Annotated in this window: 21 protein-coding genes; 14 read left to right on the top strand and 7 right to left on the bottom strand. The window is 71.7% G+C overall.

What is annotated here, in order from left to right:
- Window positions 1-111: 111 nt before the first annotated feature.
- Window positions 112-696, top strand: coding sequence for a TetR/AcrR family transcriptional regulator (locus tag ACIBAE_RS03980; protein WP_399282211.1), 585 nt, complete (start codon window positions 112-114; stop codon window positions 694-696).
- A gap of 241 nt (window positions 697-937) precedes the next feature.
- On the opposite strand, the gene ACIBAE_RS03975 is transcribed toward ACIBAE_RS03980, so the two are convergent.
- A complete protein-coding gene (locus ACIBAE_RS03975; protein WP_399282210.1) occupies window positions 938-1,936 on the bottom strand; it encodes a DeoR/GlpR family DNA-binding transcription regulator in 999 nt (332 codons plus the stop codon).
- Window positions 1,937-2,082: 146 nt separating this feature from the next.
- Window positions 2,083-3,522, bottom strand: a complete 1,440-nt coding sequence (locus tag ACIBAE_RS03970; RefSeq protein WP_399282209.1) for an NAD(P)H-quinone dehydrogenase — start codon at window positions 3,520-3,522, stop codon at window positions 2,083-2,085.
- A gap of 224 nt (window positions 3,523-3,746) precedes the next feature.
- On the opposite strand from ACIBAE_RS03970, the gene ACIBAE_RS03965 reads away from it, so the two are divergent.
- The 3 genes from ACIBAE_RS03965 (at window position 3,747) to ACIBAE_RS03955 (ending at window position 7,082) form a co-directional block, all read left to right on the top strand.
- Window positions 3,747-4,184 (top strand): gamma-glutamylcyclotransferase, encoded by a 438-nt coding sequence (locus ACIBAE_RS03965; protein WP_399282208.1) that lies wholly within the window; start codon window positions 3,747-3,749, stop codon window positions 4,182-4,184.
- Window positions 4,185-4,418: 234 nt separating this feature from the next.
- Window positions 4,419-5,261: a purine-nucleoside phosphorylase gene (locus ACIBAE_RS03960; RefSeq protein ID WP_399282207.1), complete on the top strand. Its 843-nt coding sequence runs from the start codon at window positions 4,419-4,421 to the stop codon at window positions 5,259-5,261.
- Between the two features lie 168 nt (window positions 5,262-5,429).
- Window positions 5,430-7,082 carry a phospho-sugar mutase gene (locus tag ACIBAE_RS03955; protein ID WP_399282206.1) on the top strand — a complete coding sequence of 551 codons (1,653 nt, stop codon included), beginning with the start codon at window positions 5,430-5,432 and terminating at the stop codon, window positions 7,080-7,082.
- Window positions 7,083-7,235: 153 nt separating this feature from the next.
- On the opposite strand, the gene ACIBAE_RS03950 is transcribed toward ACIBAE_RS03955, so the two are convergent.
- Window positions 7,236-7,871, bottom strand: a complete 636-nt coding sequence (locus ACIBAE_RS03950; protein WP_399282205.1) for a PH domain-containing protein — start codon at window positions 7,869-7,871, stop codon at window positions 7,236-7,238.
- A 161-nt stretch (window positions 7,872-8,032) separates the two neighbouring features.
- Between ACIBAE_RS03950 and deoC the strand changes: the two genes are divergently transcribed.
- Genes deoC through ACIBAE_RS03935 form a run of 3 tightly spaced genes read left to right on the top strand, consistent with a single transcriptional unit; the run spans window position 8,033 to window position 11,322 of the window.
- Complete coding sequence (deoC, locus tag ACIBAE_RS03945) at window positions 8,033-8,980, top strand: deoxyribose-phosphate aldolase (RefSeq protein WP_399282561.1); 948 nt, start codon at window positions 8,033-8,035, stop codon at window positions 8,978-8,980.
- A 7-nt stretch (window positions 8,981-8,987) separates the two neighbouring features.
- Window positions 8,988-10,418 carry an aldehyde dehydrogenase family protein gene (locus ACIBAE_RS03940; protein ID WP_399282204.1) on the top strand — a complete coding sequence of 477 codons (1,431 nt, stop codon included), beginning with the start codon at window positions 8,988-8,990 and terminating at the stop codon, window positions 10,416-10,418.
- Window positions 10,411-11,322 (top strand): aldehyde dehydrogenase family protein, encoded by a 912-nt coding sequence (locus ACIBAE_RS03935; protein ID WP_399282203.1) that lies wholly within the window; start codon window positions 10,411-10,413, stop codon window positions 11,320-11,322. The genes ACIBAE_RS03940 and ACIBAE_RS03935 overlap by 8 nt, the downstream gene beginning before the upstream one ends.
- A 163-nt stretch (window positions 11,323-11,485) precedes the next feature.
- Here ACIBAE_RS03935 and ACIBAE_RS03930 read toward each other — a convergent pair whose 3' ends face one another.
- Complete coding sequence (locus tag ACIBAE_RS03930; RefSeq protein ID WP_399282202.1) at window positions 11,486-11,905, bottom strand: hypothetical protein; 420 nt, start codon at window positions 11,903-11,905, stop codon at window positions 11,486-11,488.
- A 118-nt stretch (window positions 11,906-12,023) separates the two neighbouring features.
- On the opposite strand from ACIBAE_RS03930, the gene ACIBAE_RS03925 reads away from it, so the two are divergent.
- Window positions 12,024-12,713, top strand: coding sequence for a hypothetical protein (locus tag ACIBAE_RS03925; RefSeq protein ID WP_399282201.1), 690 nt, complete (start codon window positions 12,024-12,026; stop codon window positions 12,711-12,713).
- A gap of 193 nt (window positions 12,714-12,906) precedes the next feature.
- Here ACIBAE_RS03925 and ACIBAE_RS03920 read toward each other — a convergent pair whose 3' ends face one another.
- Complete coding sequence (locus tag ACIBAE_RS03920) at window positions 12,907-13,677, bottom strand: SigE family RNA polymerase sigma factor (protein WP_399282200.1); 771 nt, start codon at window positions 13,675-13,677, stop codon at window positions 12,907-12,909.
- Between the two features lie 159 nt (window positions 13,678-13,836).
- Between ACIBAE_RS03920 and afsQ1 the strand changes: the two genes are divergently transcribed.
- The 5 genes from afsQ1 to ACIBAE_RS03895 all read left to right on the top strand — a co-directional run bounded on the left by afsQ1 (window position 13,837) and on the right by ACIBAE_RS03895 (window position 18,024).
- The gene (gene afsQ1, locus ACIBAE_RS03915; protein ID WP_399282199.1) at window positions 13,837-14,514 is read left to right on the top strand and encodes a two-component system response regulator AfsQ1; all 678 of its coding nucleotides are present in this window, start codon (window positions 13,837-13,839) and stop codon (window positions 14,512-14,514) included.
- Window positions 14,511-16,247 (top strand): ATP-binding protein, encoded by a 1,737-nt coding sequence (locus ACIBAE_RS03910; RefSeq protein ID WP_399282197.1) that lies wholly within the window; start codon window positions 14,511-14,513, stop codon window positions 16,245-16,247. Before afsQ1 ends, ACIBAE_RS03910 begins: the two co-directional genes overlap by 4 nt.
- Entirely contained in the window at window positions 16,244-17,047 is an 804-nt protein-coding gene (locus tag ACIBAE_RS03905; protein WP_399282196.1) for a hypothetical protein, read from the top strand. Before ACIBAE_RS03910 ends, ACIBAE_RS03905 begins: the two co-directional genes overlap by 4 nt.
- A gap of 96 nt (window positions 17,048-17,143) precedes the next feature.
- Window positions 17,144-17,728 (top strand): VanZ family protein, encoded by a 585-nt coding sequence (locus tag ACIBAE_RS03900; protein WP_399282195.1) that lies wholly within the window; start codon window positions 17,144-17,146, stop codon window positions 17,726-17,728.
- Between the two features lie 89 nt (window positions 17,729-17,817).
- A complete protein-coding gene (locus ACIBAE_RS03895; RefSeq protein ID WP_399282194.1) occupies window positions 17,818-18,024 on the top strand; it encodes a PspC domain-containing protein in 207 nt (68 codons plus the stop codon).
- Between the two features lie 150 nt (window positions 18,025-18,174).
- Here the strand turns inward: ACIBAE_RS03895 and ACIBAE_RS03890 are convergent, their stop codons facing one another.
- Together ACIBAE_RS03890 and ACIBAE_RS03885 are read right to left on the bottom strand one after the other, a co-directional pair.
- Window positions 18,175-18,522 (bottom strand): ATP-binding protein, encoded by a 348-nt coding sequence (locus ACIBAE_RS03890; protein WP_399282192.1) that lies wholly within the window; start codon window positions 18,520-18,522, stop codon window positions 18,175-18,177.
- A gap of 148 nt (window positions 18,523-18,670) precedes the next feature.
- Window positions 18,671-19,804 (bottom strand): adenosine deaminase, encoded by a 1,134-nt coding sequence (locus ACIBAE_RS03885; protein WP_399282191.1) that lies wholly within the window; start codon window positions 19,802-19,804, stop codon window positions 18,671-18,673.
- A 201-nt stretch (window positions 19,805-20,005) separates the two neighbouring features.
- Between ACIBAE_RS03885 and ACIBAE_RS03880 the strand changes: the two genes are divergently transcribed.
- Window positions 20,006-20,725: an alpha/beta hydrolase gene (locus ACIBAE_RS03880; protein ID WP_399282190.1), complete on the top strand. Its 720-nt coding sequence runs from the start codon at window positions 20,006-20,008 to the stop codon at window positions 20,723-20,725.
- Window positions 20,726-20,737: the final 12 nt, after the last annotated feature.

Here is a 20,737-nt window from a genome sequence, read left to right as displayed (position 1 = left end):
CGGGCCCCTCGGTCGTACGCGATGGCATCCTTGCCTCGCAGGAGGGGCCGGCCTCGCAGGACCCGGCCGCACGGGACAGGACAGCCGCACGGGACAAGGGAGGAGTGGCCGATGACGAGCGGTACGGAACCGCAGCCGCCCCGGCCCATGCGTGCCGACGCGCGCCGCAACTACGTGCGGCTGCTCGCGGAGGCGCGCGCCGGCTTCGCCGAGCACGGCACGGACGCCTCGCTGGAGGATGTGGCGCGGCGCGCGGGCGTGGGGATCGGCACGCTCTACCGGCACTTCCCGAACCGGCACGCGCTGATGAACGCGGTCTTCCAGGAAGCGCTCGCGTCCCTGCTGGAACAGTCACGCGAACTCGCCTCTGCGGAGCAGCCCTGCGCCGCGCTGGTGGAGTGGCTGCGCGCGATCATCACTCATGCGGGTGAGTATCGGGGGCTCGCACAGGCGCTCATGTCGGCATCACACGATACGAGTTCGGCGCTGTCGCGGTGCAGCGTGCCGATGCGCGAGGCGGGCGGGAAGCTGCTCGTACGGGCCCGGGAGGCCGGTCACGTACGGCCCGGGGTCTCCATCGACGACCTGCTGCAGCTGACGAACGCGATCGCCCTGGCCGCCGAGCAGACGCCGGACGACCCGGATTTGGCCGACCGGCTCCTGACGCTGACCCTGACGGGCCTGAAGCCCCGCTAGGGCCCCTTGCGAAAGTCCCGCCCGGCTCGCGACGCCTGGCACGCACACGCGTCGCGTTGTCGGAGTCGTCCACGTACATCCGGTACGAGAACGATCCTCCGCCTGGCGATGGCACGCACCGGACGCCGTGAGCATCGCCCTTCGGGCGGACGGCGCTCCTTTCGCGACACCCCCAGGCCCTGCCCGGACCTGGGCCCCGCCCGGGCCGCGGGGCCCCGGGGGCCCCGCGGCCTCGGCCGCCTCAGCGGCGTCGCAGGTCCGACACTCTCGCCCGGTCGACCGGTTCCTGGGCCGCCATCGAGGCGGCCGGGCCGCGCAGTTGCGGCCCCGGGCCACCGGCGCCCGGCCCTGAGGAGTGCGTACGGCGCTGGCCCGGGAGCGGCATGTCGCGGCGGGGCTGGCGCCCCTGCGGGACTCCGTCACCGCCGGACCCGCTCGCGCCACCGGCCACCGCGCCGCCACCGCCCGCCACCGCGATCTGCACGCCCTGGTCGGCGAGGGCCTGGAGCTGGGTCGCGGCGCGGTCGTCATGGGCGGGGGGCTCGTCCGTGACCAGTCGGCTGATCAGCTCGGTCGGCACCGTCTGGAACATGGTGTCCGTACCGAGCTTGGTGTGATCGGCCAGCACCACGACCTCCGCCGCGGCCTGCACCAGCGCCCGGTCCACGCTCGCCGAGAGCATGTTGGACGTGGACAGCCCGCGCTCGGCCGTCAGTCCGCTCCCGGAGAGGAACGCGCGGCTGACCCGCAGCCCCTGGAGGGACTGCTCGGCCCCACTGCCGACCAGCGCGTAGTTCGAGCCACGCAGCGTGCCGCCCGTCATGACGACTTCGACGCGATTGGCGTGGGCCAGGGCCTGCGCGACCAGGAGGGAGTTGGTGACGACGGTCAGCCCGGGGATCCGCGCGAGCCGGCGGGCCAGCTCCTGCGTGGTCGTACCGGCGCCGACGACCACGGCTTCGCCCTCTTCGACGAAGCTCGCGGCGAGATCGGCGATGGCCGTCTTCTCCGCCGTCGCGAGATGGGATTTCTGCGGGAAACCGGACTCCCGGGTGAGGCCACCCGGCAGTACGGCACCGCCGTGCCGGCGGTCGAGGAGTCCTTCTGCCTCCAAGGCCCGCACGTCCCGCCGTACGGTGACTTCGGAGGTCTGGACGACGCGGGCGAGCTCACGGAGCGACACGGCCCCGTTGGCGCGCACCATTTCGAGGATCAATTGGCGACGTTCTGCAGCGAACACGAAACTGACAGTAACCCCAACGACCATCTGCTTTCAGCAGTTTGCGCCGAATAACAGAAGTTGTACACAGACGGGCAACCTCAGTGGTATAAGGCGATCACATCCGTCAGGAGGCGGGCCCGGGCGGTGCACCCGGGCCCCCGGGCTCAGCTCTCCTCGGCCGTCTTCCGCGTGTGCAACTGGCGTGCCACCTCGGCGATCGAGCCCGACAGCGACGGGTACACCGTGAAGGTGTTCGCGATCTGCTCGACCGTCAGGTTGTTGTCCACCGCGAGCGCGATCGGATGGATCAGCTCACTGGCGCGCGGCGCGACGACCACACCACCGACGACGATGCCCGTGCCGGGGCGGGCGAATATCTTGACGAAACCGTCCCTGATGCCCTGCATCTTGGCGCGCGGGTTGCGCAGCAGCGGCAGCTTGACGCCGACGGCGTCGATCCGGCCGGCGTCGACATCCGCCTGCGTGTAACCGACCGTGGCGATCTCCGGGTCGGTGAAGACGTTCGACGAGACCGTCTTGAGGTTGAGCGGGGCCACCGCGTCGCCCAGGAAGTGGTACATCGCGATCCGGCCCTGCATGGCGGCCACCGAGGCGAGCGCGAAGACGCCGGTGACATCGCCGGCGGCGTAGACGCCGGGCGCGGAGGTACGGGACACCCGGTCGGTCTTGATGTGGCCCGAGTCCTTGACCAGGACCCCGGCCTCCTCCAGGCCCATGCCCTCGGTGTTCGCGATCGCGCCGACCGCCATCAGGCAGTGCGTACCGGAGATGACCCGGCCGTCGGAAAGGGTCACCTCGACCCTGTCGCCGACCCGCTTGGCGGCCTCGGCGCGCGAGCGGGACATCACGTTCATACCGCGCCGCCGGAAGACGTCTTCCAGTACGGCGGCGGCGTCCGGGTCCTCACCGGGCAGCACGCGGTCACGCGAGGAGACGAGCGTCACCTGCGAGCCCAGTGCCTGGTAGGCACCGGCGAACTCGGCGCCGGTGACGCCGGAACCGACCACGATCAGCTCCTCGGGGAGCTCGTCGAGGTCGTAGACCTGGGTCCAGTTGAAGATGCGCTCACCGTCCGGCAGCGCGTCCGGGATCTCGCGCGGGTGGGCGCCGGTGGCGATCAGCACGGCGTCGGCGGTGAGGGTCTCCTCGGTGCCGTCCGCCGCGGTGACGACCACCTGGCGCGAGCCGTCCATCGCCTGCCGGCCGTCGAGCCGGCCCCGGCCGCGGACGACACGGGCGCCGGCCCGGGTGACGGAGGCGGTGATGTCGTGGGACTGGGCGAGGGCGAGCCGCTTCACCCGTCGGTTGACCTTGCCGAGGTCGACCCCGACGACGCGCGCCTTCTGTTCGAGCGGCGGGGTGTCGTCGGCGACGATGATGCCCAGCTCCTCGTAAGAGGAGTCGAAGGTGGTCATCACCTCGGCTGTCGCGATGAGGGTCTTCGACGGTACGCAGTCGGTCAGCACCGAAGCACCACCGAGGCCGTCGGTGTCGACGACAGTCACGTCCGCGCCGAGCTGGGCGCCCACGAGGGCTGCCTCGTAGCCGCCGGGGCCGCCACCGATGATCACGATCCGGGTCACGAAAAAAGTCCGCCTCGCGTGTCGACCCGGCCCGTCTGCCACCCCGGCCGGGGTTCCGGGGACGCCCCCCGGGGGATGCAGTACGTACTCCAGTGTCCCGCACGCGCCGCGTTGCTTCGCCCCGGGTCCTCCATCCGTGAACGAATCGTGAACGCCGGGCTCCAACTGGGACGTCCGAGCCGTGCACCGGCGGTCCCGGCCGTACCTCCCGTACCCTCGACGTCATGTCGCTCTACGCCGCGTACGCCGGCAACCTCGACGCGCGGCTCATGACCCGCCGCGCCCCCCACTCCCCGCTGCGCGGCACCGGCTGGCTGAACGGCTGGCGGCTCACCTTCGGCGGGGAGCAGATGGGCTGGGAGGGCGCGCTGGCCACGATCGTGGAGGCCCCGCGCTCTCAGATCTTCGTCGCGCTGTACGACATCGCGCCGATGGACGAGGACTCGATGGACCGCTGGGAGGGTGTCGGCCTCGACATCTACCGCCGGATGCGGGTCAGGGTGGACACCCTGGACGGCGAGGAGCCGACCTGGGTGTACGTACTGAACGGATACGAGGGCGGCCTGCCCTCCGCCCGTTACCTGGGCGAACTGGCCGACGCGGCGGAATCGGCGGGCGCACCGCACGACTACGTGATGGAACTGCGCAAGCGTCCCTGCTGAACGGGAGCCGACCTGGCCCCGAGGCCGAGCCGAGCCCGAGCCGAGCCGAGCGTTGAATCCGGTGCACGTCGTGGCGGTACGCGCCGTGGCGGTACGCGCCGTGCTGGTAGGCGTCGTCTCCCCGCGCGCCCGGACAGATCCCGGGCCTTTCGTCGGAAACGACAACACAACGATCCGAAAACCGTGCCACGCATCATCTACGCGCGTAGGGATCGACCGGCTACCCTCGTCCGCGTGAACGCATCTGTTATCCCCGCCATCGCCGACGAACCCGCCGTCGGATCCGCCGATCCCCTCGCCACCGCCGACGCCGCCGCCGCGCGGCTGCGCGAGCTCACCGGCGTCGAGACCCATGACGTCGCCCTGGTGATGGGCTCCGGCTGGGCCCCGGCCGTCGACGCTCTGGGCGCGCCCGAGGCGGACTTCCCGGTGACCGAGCTGCCCGGCTTCCCGCCGCCGGCCGTGGCGGGGCACGGCGGCCGCGTCCGCTCGTACAAGATCGGCGAGAAGCGCGTGCTGGTCTTCCTGGGCCGTACGCACTACTACGAGGGCCGCGGCGTCGCCGCCGTCGCGCACGGCGTCCGTACGGCCGTCGCCGCCGGCGTCGGGACCGTCGTCCTCACCAACGGCTGCGGCGGACTGCGCGAGGGCATGCGTCCCGGCCAGCCCGTGCTGATCAGCGACCACATCAACCTGACGGCCGTCTCCCCGATCGCCGGCGCGAACTTCGTGGACCTGACGGACCTGTACTCGCCGCGGCTGCGCGCGCTGTGCAAGGAGATCGACCCGGCCCTGGAAGAGGGCGTGTACGTCCAGTTCCCCGGCCCGCACTACGAGACCCCGGCCGAGATCAACATGGTCCGGGTGCTCGGCGGCGACCTGGTCGGCATGTCCACCGTCCTGGAGGCCATCGCGGCCCGCGAGGCCGGCGCCGAGGTGCTCGGCATCTCGCTGGTCACCAACCTGGCGGCGGGCATGTCGGGTGAGCCCCTCAACCACGCGGAGGTCCTCCAGGCGGGGCGCGATTCGGCCACGCAGATGGGTGCCCTGCTCGCCCGGGTGCTTGAGCGCATCTGAGCCGGGAAGTACTTCCCTCTCCGGGCTCCGCCGGAGACCACCCGGCAACACCCCCAGCACCGCCCAGCAGCGGTCCAGCACCACCTGGCCACATCGAGCAATCCCAGCGGAGAGCCAGCGATCTCCGCGAGAACGGCGCCGGCTAAGGCGCATGGAGGTGCCCCCACCGTGCAGCAGCAGGACATCGTCGCGCGGGCCAACGCCTGGCTGGCCGAGGACCCGGACAGCGAGACCCGCGAGGAACTCGCCGCGATCATCGAAGCCGGGGATCTCGACGCCCTCGCCGAGCGGTTCGCCGGCACCCTGCAGTTCGGCACCGCCGGTCTGCGCGGGGAGTTGGGCGCCGGGCCCATGCGGATGAACCGCGCCGTGGTCATCCGGGCCGCGGCCGGCCTCGCCGCGTACCTGAAGGCCGAGGGTCAGGGCGACGGCCTCGTCGTCATCGGGTACGACGCCCGCTACAAGTCGGCGGACTTCGCCCGGGACACGGCCGCCGTGATGACCGGCGCGGGACTGCGCGCGGCGGTGCTCCCGCGTCCGCTCCCCACGCCCGTACTGGCCTTCGCCATACGGCACCTCGGCGCGGTCGCCGGTGTGGAGGTCACCGCCAGCCACAACCCGCCCCGGGACAACGGCTACAAGGTCTACCTCGGGGACGGCTCGCAGATCGTGCCGCCCGCCGACGCCGGGATCGCCGCCGAGATCGACGCCATCGGCGCGCTGGACACGGTCCCCCGCCCCGACAGCGGCTGGGAAACCCTCGGGGACGAGGTCCTGGCGGCCTATCTGGAGCGTACGGACGCCGTCCTGACCGGCGGGTCCCCCCGGACCGCGCGCATCGTCCACACGGCGCTGCACGGCGTCGGTACGGAGACGCTCGTCGCGGCCTTCGCCCGGGCCGGTTTCCCCGCGCCCGTCCTGGTGGCGGAACAGGCCGAACCCGACCCGGCCTTCCCGACGGTCGCGTTCCCCAACCCGGAGGAGCCGGGCGCCATGGACCTGGCCTTCGCGACGGCCCGGCGCGAACAGCCCGATGTGATCATCGCGAACGACCCGGACGCGGACCGCTGCGCGGTGGCCGTCCCCGACGACACGGCCGACGGCGGCTGGCGGATGCTGCGCGGCGACGAGGTCGGCGCGCTGCTCGCCACCCACATCGTCCACAAGGGCGCGACGGGCACCTTCGCCGAGTCGATCGTGTCGTCGTCACTGCTCGGCCGGATCGCCGAGGCGGCGGAGCTGGGTTACGAGGAGACGCTGACCGGCTTCAAGTGGATCGCCCGCGTCGAGGGACTGCGGTACGGGTACGAGGAGGCCCTCGGCTACTGCGTCGACCCGGACGGCGTCCGCGACAAGGACGGCATCACCGCCGCGCTGCTCGTCGCCGAGCTGGCCTCGGAGCTCAAGGGGCGGGGCCGTACGCTCTCCGACCTCCTCGACGACCTCGCCGTCACGCACGGTCTGCACGCGACGGACCAGCTCTCGGTCCGCGTCAAGGACCTCTCGCTGATCGCCGACGCGATGCTCCGGCTGCGTGAGCGGCCGCCCACCGGGCTGGCGGGTCTGCGTGTCACCTCCGCCGAGGACCTGAACCGCGGGACGGCCGCGCTGCCGCCGACGGACGGTCTGCGCTACCACCTGGAGGGTGACTACCGGGCGCGCGTCATCGTCCGGCCCAGCGGCACCGAGCCGAAGCTCAAGTGCTACCTGGAGGTCGTGGTCCCGGTCGCCGACGCGACGGCCCTGACGGCGGCCCGCGCCACGGCCACGGACCTGCTCGCGGCCATCAAGCGGGACCTGTCGGCGGCCGCCGGAATCTGAGACGGAATCCTCGGCGGATCCCCGGCGGAATCCTTGGCGGAATCCCCGGCGGAATCCTTGGCTGACGCCGAGGCACTGCCACCAGCACCCACCGCGTCGGGCCCCCGGCGACTGCTCGCCGGGGGCCCGACGCTTCGGTGTGCGGGGCCTGTCTCAGCCGATGGCGAGCAGCACCACGAGGACGACCAGCCCCGCAGCGGCCGGGGCCAGGATCTCGTAGGCCCAGCGGACCACCGGCACGCCCTGCGCGCCGGGGCGGGAGGCGGAGCGCTCGGCCAGTTCGCGCAGATCGGCGACCGTCTGGTCCGCCGCGGCCAGCCGGGCCTTGGAGTCGGTGACGTCCGCCGTCATCGACGTCCTGCCGTGCGGGTCGTCGTGCGCGAGGTGCACCTGGCGGCGGGCGGCCCGCTTGCGCTGGCGCAGGGAGACGGGCACCGCCCACAGCTGGAACTTACCGCCGCCCTCGGTGAGCACCTCGCACGAGTACCCGGCGCGCACCGCCGTGACGGCTCCCCAGGGGAGGGTGATGGTGCGGAACGGATTCCTGATCCGCAGCCGGTCGTGGCCGGCGAAGACGGCCGGGCGCAGGGTGTACGCGACGACGAGCGGCACCAGGAGGATCAGTCCGGCCAGCGCCAGCCACGGGGTGTGGCCGGTGCCCCGGAAGAGCGCGTCCCCGCCGACCCAGCCGGCGAGCAGGAGCAGCAGCGCACCGCCCACCAGCCCGCCGCTCGACCGGAAGACGCGGTCGGGGAAGGTCTGCTCGGAAGTCTGTTCGGCGCTCGTCATACTCCCGATTCTGCCGTACGTGTCCGGAAAGCCGCCACGCCCATGATCCCCGTCACGCACCGGTACACCTGCCTCCGGTCACATCTCGGGAACAGCACACCTCCGTAACCTCTCAGCCCTGTACACCTTGCTACGCGCGTAGATATGCTCATCTGGTGACCATGCCCACCATTACCCCCGCATTCGCTGACGTGGCCGCGTCCGACAGCACACTGCGCCGCTTCCTCCACGGGCTGCCCGGCGTCGACGCCGTCGGCCTGGAGGCGCGCGCCGCGTCGCTCGGCACACGCTCGATCAAGACCACGGCCAAGGCCTACGCCATCGACCTGGCCATTTCCATGATCGACCTGACGACGCTCGAAGGCGCGGACACCCCGGGCAAGGTCCGGGCGCTCGCCGCCAAGGCCCTTCGTCCCGATCCGACCGACCGCACCACGCCCGCCACCGCCGCCGTCTGCGTCTATCCGGACATGGCGGAGACGGCGGCGCTCGTGCTCGCCGGCTCGGGCGTGAAGGTCGCCTCCGTCGCCACCGCGTTCCCGGCCGGCCGCGCCGCGCTGGGCGTGAAGCTCGCGGACACCCGTGACGCCGTGGCCGCGGGCGCCGACGAGATCGACATGGTCATCGATCGCGGCGCCTTCCTCGCGGGGCACTACCTGAAGGTGTACGAGGAGATCCGCGCCGTGAAGGAGGCGGCGGGGGCCGCCCGCCTCAAGGTCATCTTCGAGACCGGCGAGCTCTCCACGTACGACAACATCCGCCGCGCGTCCTGGCTCGGCATGATCGCCGGCGCCGACTTCATCAAGACGTCGACCGGCAAGGTCGGGGTCAACGCCACCCCGGCCAACACCCTCCTGATGCTGGAGGCCGTGCGCGACTTCCGCGCGCAGACCGGCACGCAGATCGGCGTGAAGCCGGCCGGCGGTATCCGCACCACCAAGGACGCGATCAAGTTCCTGGTGCTGGTCAATGAGACCGTCGGCGAGGACTGGCTGGACAACCACTGGTTCCGCTTCGGCGCTTCCAGCCTGCTGAACGACCTGCTGATGCAGCGTCAGAAGCTCAGCACCGGCCGGTACTCCGGCCCCGATTACGTCACGGTGGACTGAGGCAGAGATGGCATTCGAATACGCACCCGCTCCGGAGTCCCGCTCCGTCGTCGACATCGCGCCGAGCTACGGCCTCTTCATCGACGGTGAGTTCACCGAGGCGGCCGACGGCAAGGTCTTCAAGACCGTCAGCCCGTCCACCGAAGAGGTCCTGTCCGAGGTCGCCCAGGGCGGCACCGCCGACGTGGACCGGGCCGTCAGGGCCGCCCGCAAGGCGTTCGAGAAGTGGTCGGCGCTGCCCGGCGCCGAGCGCGCCAAGTACCTCTTCCGCATCGCCCGGATCATCCAGGAGCGCTCGCGCGAGCTGGCCGTCCTGGAGACCCTGGACAACGGCAAGCCGATCAGGGAGACCCGCGACGCGGACCTCCCGCTGGTCGCCGCGCACTTCTTCTACTACGCGGGCTGGGCCGACAAGCTCGACCACGCCGGCTACGGGAGCGACCCGCGTCCGCTGGGCGTGGCCGGCCAGATCATCCCGTGGAACTTCCCGCTGCTGATGCTCGCGTGGAAGATCGCCCCGGCCCTCGCCGCCGGCAACACCGTGGTGCTGAAGCCCGCCGAGACGACCCCGCTCTCCGCGCTCTTCTTCGCGGACATCTGCCGCCAGGCGGGACTGCCGAACGGCGTCGTGAACATCGTCACCGGCGACGGCACCACCGGCGCCGCGCTCGTCGAGCACCCCGACGTCAACAAGGTCGCCTTCACCGGCTCCACCGCCGTCGGCAAGGCCATCGCCCGCCAGGTCGCCGGCACGGACAAGAAGGTCACGCTGGAGCTGGGCGGCAAGGGCGCCAACATCGTCTTCGACGACGCGCCCATCGACCAGGCCGTCGAGGGCATCGTCACCGGCATCTTCTTCAACCAGGGCCAGGTCTGCTGCGCCGGATCGCGCCTCCTCGTCCAGGAGTCGATCCAGGACGAGCTGCTGGACGCGCTCAAGCGCCGGCTCTCCACGCTGCGCGTCGGCGACCCGCTGGACAAGAACACCGATCTCGGCGCGATCAACTCCGCCGAGCAGCTGGCCCGGATCACGGCCCTGGCCGACGCGGGCGAGGCGGAGGGCGCCGAGCGCTGGTCGCCCGCGTGCGAACTCCCCTCCTCCGGCTACTGGTTCGCCCCGACGCTCTTCACGAACGTCACCCAGGCGCACACCATCGCGCGCGACGAGATCTTCGGCCCGGTGCTGTCCGTGCTGAACTTCCGTACGCCCGACGAGGCCGTCGCCAAGGCCAACAACACGCAGTACGGACTCTCCGCCGGGATCTGGACGGAGAAGGGATCCCGCATCCTCGCGGTCGCGGGCAAGCTCCGGGCGGGTGTCGTCTGGGCCAACACGTTCAACAAGTTCGACCCGACCTCGCCGTTCGGCGGCTACAAGGAATCGGGCTACGGCCGCGAAGGCGGCCGCCACGGCCTGGAGGCGTACCTCGATGTCTAAGGAATCCACCGGCGGCTCGCCCGCGGGCCGGCTGAGCGTCTTCAAGACCTACAAGCTGTACGTCGGGGGCAAGTTCCCCCGCAGCGAGAGCGGCCGGGTGTACGAGGTGACCGACTCCAAGGGCGGCTGGCTGGCCAACGCCCCGCTGTCCTCCCGCAAGGACGCGCGTGACGCGGTCGTCGCGGCCCGCAAGGCGTTCGGCGGCTGGTCGGGCGCCACCGCGTACAACCGGGGCCAGATCCTCTACCGCATCGCCGAGATGCTGGAGGGCCGCCGCGACCAGTTCGTACGCGAAGTCGCCGATGCCGAGGGGCTGTCCAAGGCGAAGGCCGCGGCGGTCGTCGACGCCGCGATCGACCGCTGGGTCTGGTACGCGGGCTGGACCGACAAGATCGGCCAGATCGCCGGCGGGGCGAACCCGGTCGCGGGCCCGTTCTTCAACCTCTCCACCCCGGAGCCGACCGGTGTCGTCACGGTCCTGGCCCCGCAGGAGTCGTCCTTCCTGGGCCTGGTCTCGGTCGTCGCGCCGGTGATCGCCACCGGTAATACGGCGATCGTCGTCGCGAGCGAGAAGGCCCCGCTCCCCGCGCTCTCCCTGGGCGAGGTGCTGGCCACCTCCGACCTGCCCGGCGGCGTGGTCAACGTGCTCTCCGGCAGGACGGCCGAGATCGCGGCGCCGCTCGCCGCGCACCAGGACGTCAACGCCATCGACCTGACCGGTGCCGACGAGGTGCTGGCCAAGGAGCTGGAGGTCGCGGCGGCCGACAACCTGAAGCGCGTGCTGCGCCCGGCGGCCGCGGACTGGTCGGCCGATCCCGGCACGCACCGGCTGACGGCCTTCCTGGAGACGAAGACGGTCTGGCACCCCACGGGCAGCCTGGGCGCTTCCGGCTCGTCCTACTGAGACACCGCCCGCTGCGGGACGTCCCCTCCGGGGCCCGTCCCGCCGGGAGTGGTCATAAGGAAGCCCCCACCGTTCCCCGAACGGTGGGGGCTTCCTCGTCCACGGGCCCGGGCCGGGGCCTTGGCACCCCTCCAGGGGCCTCCAGGAGCCCGTACGGCGGCGATCAGTGCGGCAGCATTCCGACGACCGTACCGACCACCGGCAGGTCCTTGAGCGCGCCGCCCCGCGTCACCGGGTCGGTCACCGTCGCGGTGGACAGCGGCTTGAAGTCGGCGACCTGCGTGCCCACCGCGTTGTCCAGCGGATCCACGCCCGTGCCCGCCAGCGGGTTGAGCTTCAGGTGGGTGACCGGCGCGAGACCGCCGGCCGTCGCGTGCTGGAGCGCGCTCGTGAGGGACTGACCGGCCACCGTGCCCGCCTCGGTGATCTGGTTGCCGGTGTCCGTCGCGGCCGCCGGCGCGGCCGGTCCCGCCGCCTGGGCCGCCGCACCGCCCAGGCCGAGGGCCGCGCCCGCCGCCGTGAGGGTCAGACCGGCGCGCAGCAGTGTGCGGCGCGGGGAGGTGGGAGCTGCGTATCGTGCCATGGGATTTCCTGCCTGGCCGGGTGGTATGGGTAATCGGGTCGACACGCAGCGTAGTTGAGGTGAGGTACCCGATACCAATAAAACCCGGCCGACCGGTCCCCGGAGGTCCCCTGGGCGGGTGCATGCGCCAGACTGGTGTCCCGTGAGTCCCCAATCCAACCCGACCCGGGTCGTGCTCCTCGCGGGCCCCTCCGGCTCCGGAAAATCGTCCCTCGCCGCCCTCACGGGCCTGCCGGTGCTGCGCCTCGACGACTTCTACAAAGAGGGCGACGACCCGACGCTGCCTCTGGTCCCCGGCAGCACGGACATCGACTGGGACTCCGCGCGGTCCTGGGACGAGGACGCCGCGATCGCCTCGATCGTGGAGCTGTGCCGTACGGGCCGTACGACCGTCCCCGTCTACTCCATCGCCACCAGCTCGCGCGTGGACACGGAGGCGTTCGACATCGGGCGCACGCCGCTGTTCCTCGCGGAGGGCATCTTCGCCGCCGACATCGTGGCGCGCTGCCAGGAGCTGGGTGTGCTGGCCGACGCGCTCTGTCTGCGTGGTCGCCCCTCGACGACGTTCCGGCGGCGGCTGCTGCGCGATCTGCGGGAGGGGCGGAAATCGGTGCCGTTCCTGCTGCGGCGCGGCTGGCGGCTGATGCGCGCCGAGCGCGCCATCGTCAGCCGGCAGACGGCGCTGGGCGCGTATCCGTGCGGCAAGGCGGAGGCACTGGGCCGGATCTCGGCGGCGGACACGGCGGTGCCCGCGGTGACAGCGGAACCGCCGGTGTCGGCTGACGCGTCGACCACAAGCCGTCACTGAGCGGCGGCTGTCGAGACGGAGAAGCGGGACCAGGACAGGTCCCCCCGGCCTGTCCCGGTCCCGCTTCCGTTCCCCCGGACTCCCCCGAATCCCGAGTCCCCCGCACTCCCCCGTGGTCCTGCCGTGTCCCCCCGGAAACGGCAGAGCCCTTTTCCCTGTTTCCCCCGTTTCCCCCTGCTTCCCCCTGCTGCCCTCAAGCGACCAGTTCGCCGAAGGACTCTTCCTCGTCACGGCCGAAGCTGAGGACATCGTCCTCGCGCAGCCGGCGGAGCGACCGCCAGATGCTCGACTTCACCGTGCCGACACTGATGTCGAGGATGTCCGCGATCTCGGGATCGGTGCGGCCCTCGTAGTAGCGCAGTACGAGCATCGTGCGCTGGAGTTCGGGCAGGCGGGAGAGCGCCTGCCAGAGCACCGCGCGCAGTTCGGTGCCGCGCATCGCGTCGGTGTCGCCCGCCGTCTCCGGCAGCTCCTCCGTCGGGTACTCGTTGAGCTTGCGCTTGCGCCAGGCGCTGATGTGCAGGTTGGTCATGGTGCGGCGGAGATAGCCGCCGACAGCCGCCTTGTCGCTGATCCTGTCCCACGCCCGGTAGGTCGAGAACAGGGCGCTCTGGAGCAGGTCTTCCGCCTCGAAACGGTCACCGGTCAGGTGGTAGGCGGTCGCGTACAGAGAGGCGCGGCGCTCCTGGACGTAAGCGGTGAACGCCGCTTCGGCGTCCGGCACGTCGGGCGCGTCGGGCGCGTCGGGCGTCCGGTCCGGGTCCGCCGTCCGCGCGGAGACGGGCCCCGGAGCGGCGTCGAGCACCGTCATGTACGGCGGCTTGTGCGGGCGCCCGGTGGCGCGCACGCACACCCGCCCGGTCACGGCGGCGGACTTCTCGCTGCTCCGTGCGACGTCGTGCAGACGCGTGCTCACCGCCGTCGGGATCGATCCGTACGCCGCGGTGCCGTGCGGTGCGTTCATGCCGCGCCCCCCGTCTGTTCGAGTCTGTTTCGGTCCGTGTGCCACCGAGCTTGCCGGGGCGACTTCATGGCGCTGTCCGCCGACTGTCACAGACCTGTCACAGGGGTGGGAGCGCTCCAACTGTCGATCGCCGGTCCCCTCATGGGACAGAATGGCTCTGTGCCTTTCCTGCTGCTGATCGAGGACGACGACGCCATCCGCACGGCCCTGGAACTCTCGTTGTCACGCCAGGGCCACCGAGTGGCCACCGCGGCGACGGGCGAGGACGGCCTGCAGCTCCTGCGCGAGCAGCGGCCGGATCTGATCGTGCTGGATGTGATGCTGCCCGGAATTGACGGTTTCGAGGTGTGCCGGCGCATCAGGCGTACCGACCAGCTGCCGATCATCCTGCTGACCGCGCGCAGTGACGACATCGACGTGGTGGTCGGTCTGGAGTCGGGCGCCGACGACTACGTGGTCAAGCCCGTGCAGGGGCGGGTGCTGGACGCCCGGATCCGCGCGGTGCTGCGGCGCGGCGAGCGCGAGTCCACGGACTCGGCGACGTTCGGCAGCCTGGTGATCGACCGTTCCGCGATGACCGTCACCAAGAACGGCGAGGACCTCCAGCTCACGCCGACCGAGCTGCGGCTGCTGCTGGAGCTCAGCCGCCGTCCCGGGCAGGCGCTGTCGCGGCAGCAGTTGCTGCGGCTGGTGTGGGAGCACGACTACCTGGGCGACTCGCGTCTGGTGGACGCGTGTGTGCAGCGCCTGCGGGCGAAGGTGGAGGACGTACCGTCCTCGCCGACCCTGATCCGTACGGTACGGGGCGTGGGCTACCGGCTGGACGCGCCTTCGTGACCGGCGGACCCACCCGGCACGGGCCGGACGACGGCCCCGGAGACGACGGCTTCGCGACGGGCCGCCCGGTCGGCGGCGGTGCCGGCCAGGACGGCGGCCGGGGCGACCGTCGGCGCCAGGAAGGCGAGGGGCCCGAGGACCACGGGCAGGAAGACCACGCGCAGGACAGCCACACCCAGGACAGCCACGGGCAGGACAGCGACGGGCAGGACGGCGCCGCGAGGAGGACGATCCTCTCCGGGCTCCGCTGGACCAGTCTGCGGTTCCGCCTCGTCGTCGTCTTCGGCGTCGTCGCCCTGACCGCCGCCGTCTCCGCCTCGGGGATCGCGTACTGGCTCAACCGTGAGGCCGTGCTGACCCGGACACAGGACTCGACCCTGTCCGACTTCCGGCAGGAGATGCAGAACCGCGCGGCCGAGCTGCCCCTGCGGCCCCAGCAGGGCGAGCTGCAGAGCACCGCCGAGCTGATGGCCGCCGACGGCCCCGGCTACAGCGTGCTGCTGATCGGCGAGCGGGCCCAGGGCAAGCCGATCGTCGGCGCCTCCGACCCGGACACCTTCACCCTGGACGACGTACCGGCGTCACTCCGGAAGGCCGTGAACGAGGAGCAGAAGGTCACCTCGGGGAACAAGTACCCGTACCACCTGTTCTGGCAGCGCACCGAGCGCGGCGGGACGCCCTACCTGGTCGGCGGGACACGGATCATCAACGGCGGGCCCACCGGGTACCTCTACAAGTCCCTCGAACCGGAGCGCGCGGACCTCAACTCGCTCGCCTGGTCGCTGGGGATCGCCACCGCGCTCGCACTCGTCGGATCCGCGCTGCTCGCCCAGGCCGCCGCCACCACCGTCCTCAAGCCCGTGCAACGGCTGGGCGAGGCGGCACGCCGGCTCGGTGAGGGCAAGCTCGACACCCGGCTGCGCGTGTCGGGGACGGACGAACTGGCCGATCTTTCCCGGACGTTCAACAAGGCCGCGGAATCGCTCCAGAAGAAGGTCGCGGACATGAGCGCGCGGGAGGAGTCCAGCCGCCGCTTCGTCGCCGACATGTCGCACGAACTGCGCACCCCGCTGACCGCGCTCACCGCCGTGACGGAGGTCCTGGAGGAAGAGGCGGACAACCTCGACCCGATGATCGCGCCCGCCGTGACCCTGGTGGTCAGCGAGACCCGCCGGCTCAACGTGCTGGTGGAGAACCTGATGGAGGTCACCCGCTTCGACGCCGGTACGGCACGGCTCGTCCTCGACGACGTCGATGTCGCCGACCAGGTCACGGCGTGCATCGACGCGCGCGCCTGGCTGGACGCGGTGGAACTGGACGCGGAGCGCGGGATCATGGCGCGGCTCGATCCGCGCCGCCTCGACGTGATCCTGGCGAATCTGATCGGCAACGCGCTCAAGCACGGCGGTTCGCCGGTGCGGGTGGTGGTAGGGCTGGAGAGCGACGCTCTCGTCATCGAGGTACGGGACCACGGCCCCGGCATCCCCGAGGATGTCCTGCCGCATGTCTTCGACCGCTTCTACAAGGCGAGCGCGTCCCGGCCACGCTCCGAGGGCAGCGGGCTCGGTCTGTCGATCGCCATGGAGAACGCCCACATCCACGGCGGTGACATCACCGCGGCCAATGTGCCGGAGGGCGGCGCGATGTTCGTGCTGCGGCTGCCTCGGGACGGCTCGGAGCCGGCGGAACAGGACCGTGATCAGGAATCGGGAGAGGAAGGCGACGCACCGTGACCGCTCCCAGGAACCGGACGGACGGGTCCTGGACGGACCGGTCCCGGACAGGCAGGCACGGGGCGGGCAGGTCCCGCACGCGCGGGTCCCGCCCGGGCCGGCCCGGACCCGCCCGCCTGACCGGCATCGCGCGGCTCGGGGGCGTGCTGACCCTCGCCGTCCTCGCCGCCGGGTGCGGGATCAGGACCACCTCGGTGCCGGTGGACGCCGGGCCCGCGCCGTCCCGGATGCCGTGCGAGGTCTCCGAGAAGAACCTCATGTCGCAGCCGCGCCCGGGTTTCCCGGTCCGGATCTATCTGGTCTGCGCCTCCGGTCTCGTGCCGGTGGAGCGCGCGGCGATGATCCCGGAGAAGAAGGCGCTCGACGGCCGGGTGGCGATCGCGCAGGCGCTGCTCGACGAGCTGGAGTCGCAGCCGTCGGTGAGCGAGCGGGACGCCGGTTTCACCACGTACGTCCGGGGGCCGCTGACGCTCTCGCGGCTGCGTGAGGAGGATCCGGAGGGCACGCTGCGGCTCAGCCGTCAGCCGGAGGATCTGCCGGCGACCGCACTCGCGCAGATCGTCTGCACGTTCACGGAGAGCGAGGCCACGGAGGGGGTGGTCGTGCTGGGCGGGCCCGGCGACCATCCGCCGCGCGGCTACCGGTGCGACCAGCAGGCGAAGAGCCGGCCCGACGCCCCGGTGGCGACCGAGGGGCCGCTCCCGTCGGCGTCCGCGTCGGGACCGGGATCAGGATCGGGATCGGGATCAGGATCGGCGTCGGGATCGGGATCGGCGTCGGGATCGGGATCGGGATCCTGACGTCCGGCTAGCCCGTTCGGGTGACGCCGGTCTCATGAGGCCGCTCATCCGGGGCCCGGCGGAACCGATCCCGCCGGCGGCCGCGTCTTGGGCTTCGTGCGTCAAGGTCCGGGCGGCAGTGCCGTCATCCACTTCCGTACGGCGGGGCTCGTACTCCTTCTCCTGCATCTGGTGGTGGTGGGGTGGCTGACGCTTCGCCCACTGGACGTCACCTGGGTGAACGCGGCCAACCTGAAGCCGTTCGCGGGCATCAGAGCGGATCTGGCGCTGGGCCTCCCGCACGCCGCGCGCCGTATCGGCGAGGGGTTGCTGCTGCTCGCCCCCCTCGGTCCGCTGCTGCCGCTGGCGGGTGGCCGTCTCGCCGTCTCCGCCTGGGCCTCCCTGGCCCGTACCGTCGCGGCCGGCGCGCTGATCTCACTGACGATCGAGCTGCTGCAGACCGTCGTACCGGGGCGGGTGATCGACGTGGACTCGCTGCTGCTCAATACGGCCGGTGTGACGCTCGCGCACCTGCTGGTCGTGCCCGCCGGGCGTGCCAGGATGCGCCGCGCGCGCCGCTCCCGTCCGCTCCGCGCACGGCCCCGCGCCCCTGAGAGAACACCGCCCACGGCCGTGCTCCTGTGGGAGGAGCCACCTCAGGGGACGACCCCGACGATTCCCAGGGTCGGCGTCGCCCCGTAGAGCGACGCGTTGTCCGTGCCTCCTGGGGCACCCTTGAGGTGTGGGAACACACGGAGAGGTTCCCCCTCGGTCTCGCGAAGGAGCCCACCATGGCCGCATTGGTACGCCCCCGGGAAGGACGCATGATCGGCGGAGTGTGCGCGGCGCTGGCACGGCGTTTCGGCACCTCCGCGACCACGATGCGCGTGATCTTCGTGGTCTCGTGCCTGCTGCCGGGACCGCAGTTCCTGCTCTACCTGGCGCTGTGGATCCTGCTGCCGGGTGAGAAGGCCTCCACGACCACGACCGCCTGGTAGCCGGCCGCCCCGGTCCCGTACACGCGGCAGGGGGCGCGCACCCGGTATCCGGGTGCGCGCCCCCTGCCGCGTGGAACGGCGGCCCGGTGTGGGGAGCCGGCGGGCGGGCCGGTGTGGGGAGCCGGCGCCGCCGTGGGGAAGCCGGCGGGCTCAGCCGCCGAGCGGGATCCCGTTGAGCGGGAGGCCGCCGTTCGCCAGGCCGTTGACCGGCAGTCCGCCGAGCAGCGACTTCAGGGGGTTCGCGGTCGTGAGGCCCTGGAGCCCCAGGGGCGCGGTCTGCTGGACGGTGCCGAGCGCGGTCGCGGCATCACCGAGGGGCGCGGGCAGCTGCCCGGCCACCTCGTTCATCGGCAGCGTCTTGGTGACGAGGTCCAGTCCGGCGGGGGCCGGCGGGACGACGGGGGCGGGCGCGGCGGCGGAGGCACTGCCGGCGGCGGTGGCGGCGAGGGCGGCACCGACAGCGGCGACACCCAGAGTCTTGACGACGGACTTCTTCATCGGGGATTTCGTCCTTGGGGAATGGGGGTGGTGAGCGGCTCTGCAAGTTAGCCAGCCGCGCGCATGCCCGCAAACACCAGGGAGCGGTCGGAAAGACGTGTTCCCGACCGCTCCACCATCTGTCCGGGAGACCTGCCCGTACCGGGTACTAGCTGGTCACGGCGGTCTGCCTGAACAGCCATTCGGATTTCAGCTCGGCATATCCGGGCTTGATGACGTCATTGATCATGGCCAGGCGTTCGTCGAAAGGAATGAATGCTGATTTCATCGCATTGACTGTGAACCACTGCATGTCATCGAGCGTGTAGTCGAATGCCTCGACCAGCAGCTCGAATTCGTGGGTCATGCTGGTGCCGCTCATCAGGCGGTTGTCGGTATTGACCGTCGCGCGGAAATGCAGCTTGCGCAGCAGACCGATGGGGTGCTCGGCGATGGAGTCGGCCGCGCCGGTCTGGAGGTTGGAGCTGGGCGCCAGCTCCAGGGGGATGCGCATGTCCCGTACGTACGCGGCGAGCCGGCCCAGCTTCACCGAACCGTCCTCGGCCACCTCTATGTCGTCGATGATGCGCACACCGTGGCCGAGCCGGTCGGCGCCGCACCACTGGAGCGCCTGCCAGATCGAGGGAAGCCCGAAGGCCTCGCCGGCGTGGATGGTGAAGTGGTTGTTCTCCCGCTTGAGGTACTCGAACGCGTCGAGGTGACGGGTGGGCGGGAAGCCGGCCTCGGCGCCCGCGATGTCGAAGCCGACGACTCCGGCGTCGCGGTAGCGGTTGGCGAGTTCGGCGATCTCCAGGGCCCGGGCCGCGTGCCGCATGGCGGTGAGCAGGGCGCCGACGCGGATGCGGTGGCCGTTCTCGCGGGCACGCCGCTCCCCCTCCCGGAAGCCTTCGGTGACGGCCTCGACGACCTCTTCGAGGGTGAGTCCGCCCTCCAGGTGCTGCTCGGGGGCGTACCGCACCTCGGCGTAGACGACGCCGTCCTCGGCGAGGTCCTCGGCGCACTCGGCGGCGACACGGAGGAGCGCGTCGCGGGTCTGCATGACGGCGCAGGTGTGCGCGAACGTCTCCAGATAGCGCTCCAGCGAGCCGGAGTCGGCGGCCTCGCGGAACCAGATGCCGAGCTTGTCGGCGTCCCGCTCCGGGAGATCCTCGTACCCGGCCTCGCGGGCGAGGTCGATGATCGTGCCGGGGCGCAGCCCGCCGTCCAGATGGTCGTGGAGCAGGACCTTGGGGGCGCGGCGGATCTGTTCGGCTGTCGGGGGACGGTTTGTCTGGCTCGTCATTTCCGAACTCTAACTCCTACGCGCGTAGATCAGCCGAGTCGATATGTAACAGTGACCGTGCGGAAGGGTGGCGTACATCTGCCCTTCTGAGACTGTTCTGTTATGGGACAGCAGGCGGTTCCCGGGCCGGGGGGACGTACGGCAGGCCGGGCCGGAACAGAACGGGTGCGCCGCGCGGAGCCACGGGCACGGCTGGGGCGGATGATCACCGCACCCGCACCCGGATCGGCGGTGGACGGCGTGGTCCTGGTCCTCCCCGAGGGCGAGCCGGACTCCGTCCGCCGCCCCTCGCCCCTCGCGTACGCCGGCGTGCTGCCGCTCGCCAGGTCGCTGGCCAGGGCCGGGGCGCCCGAAGGGCTGGCCGTCCATGTGGTGCGCTACCGCGGGCGCGGCTGGAACGGCGCGGACGCGCGGCTCGCGGCGGACGCCGCGTGGGCGGCGGACGAGGTGGGCCGCCGCTACGGCGACGTGCCCATATGCCTGGCCGGACTCGGGATGGGCGGCCGTGCCGCACTCCACGCGGCCGGGCATGCCGCGGTCGGCTCCGTTCTGGCGATGGCACCATGGCTGCCGGAGGACGACCGGGCCGTCGAACCGGAGCCGGTGCGCCAGCTGGTGGGCCGTCAGGTGATGATCGTGCACGGCACGAATGACGCGCGGACCGATCCGGAGCTCTCCTTCCGGCTGGCCGAACGCGCCAAGAAGACCAACCGGGACACCTGCCGCTTCGAGGTGCACTCCGACGGCCACGCGCTGCGCCAGCACCACAGTGAAGTCCTGGCACTGGCCGGGGACTTCGTCCTGGGCGCGCTGCTCTCACGCGCGTACTCCCGGCCGGTCACGGACGCGCTGGCGGCGCCGCCGCCGCTGGGCCTGCGCATGCCGCTGGCGGCAGGGTTCGGGCGGTCGCTGCGGCGGTAGCGGCCCGGAAGG

Source organism: Streptomyces sp. NPDC051569 (assembly GCF_044454085.1).
In the GTDB taxonomy this organism is placed as follows: domain Bacteria; phylum Actinomycetota; class Actinomycetes; order Streptomycetales; family Streptomycetaceae; genus Streptomyces.
The sequence above is the reverse complement of the archived record's forward strand: the minus strand, read 5'-3'. Positions and strand labels throughout refer to the sequence as shown.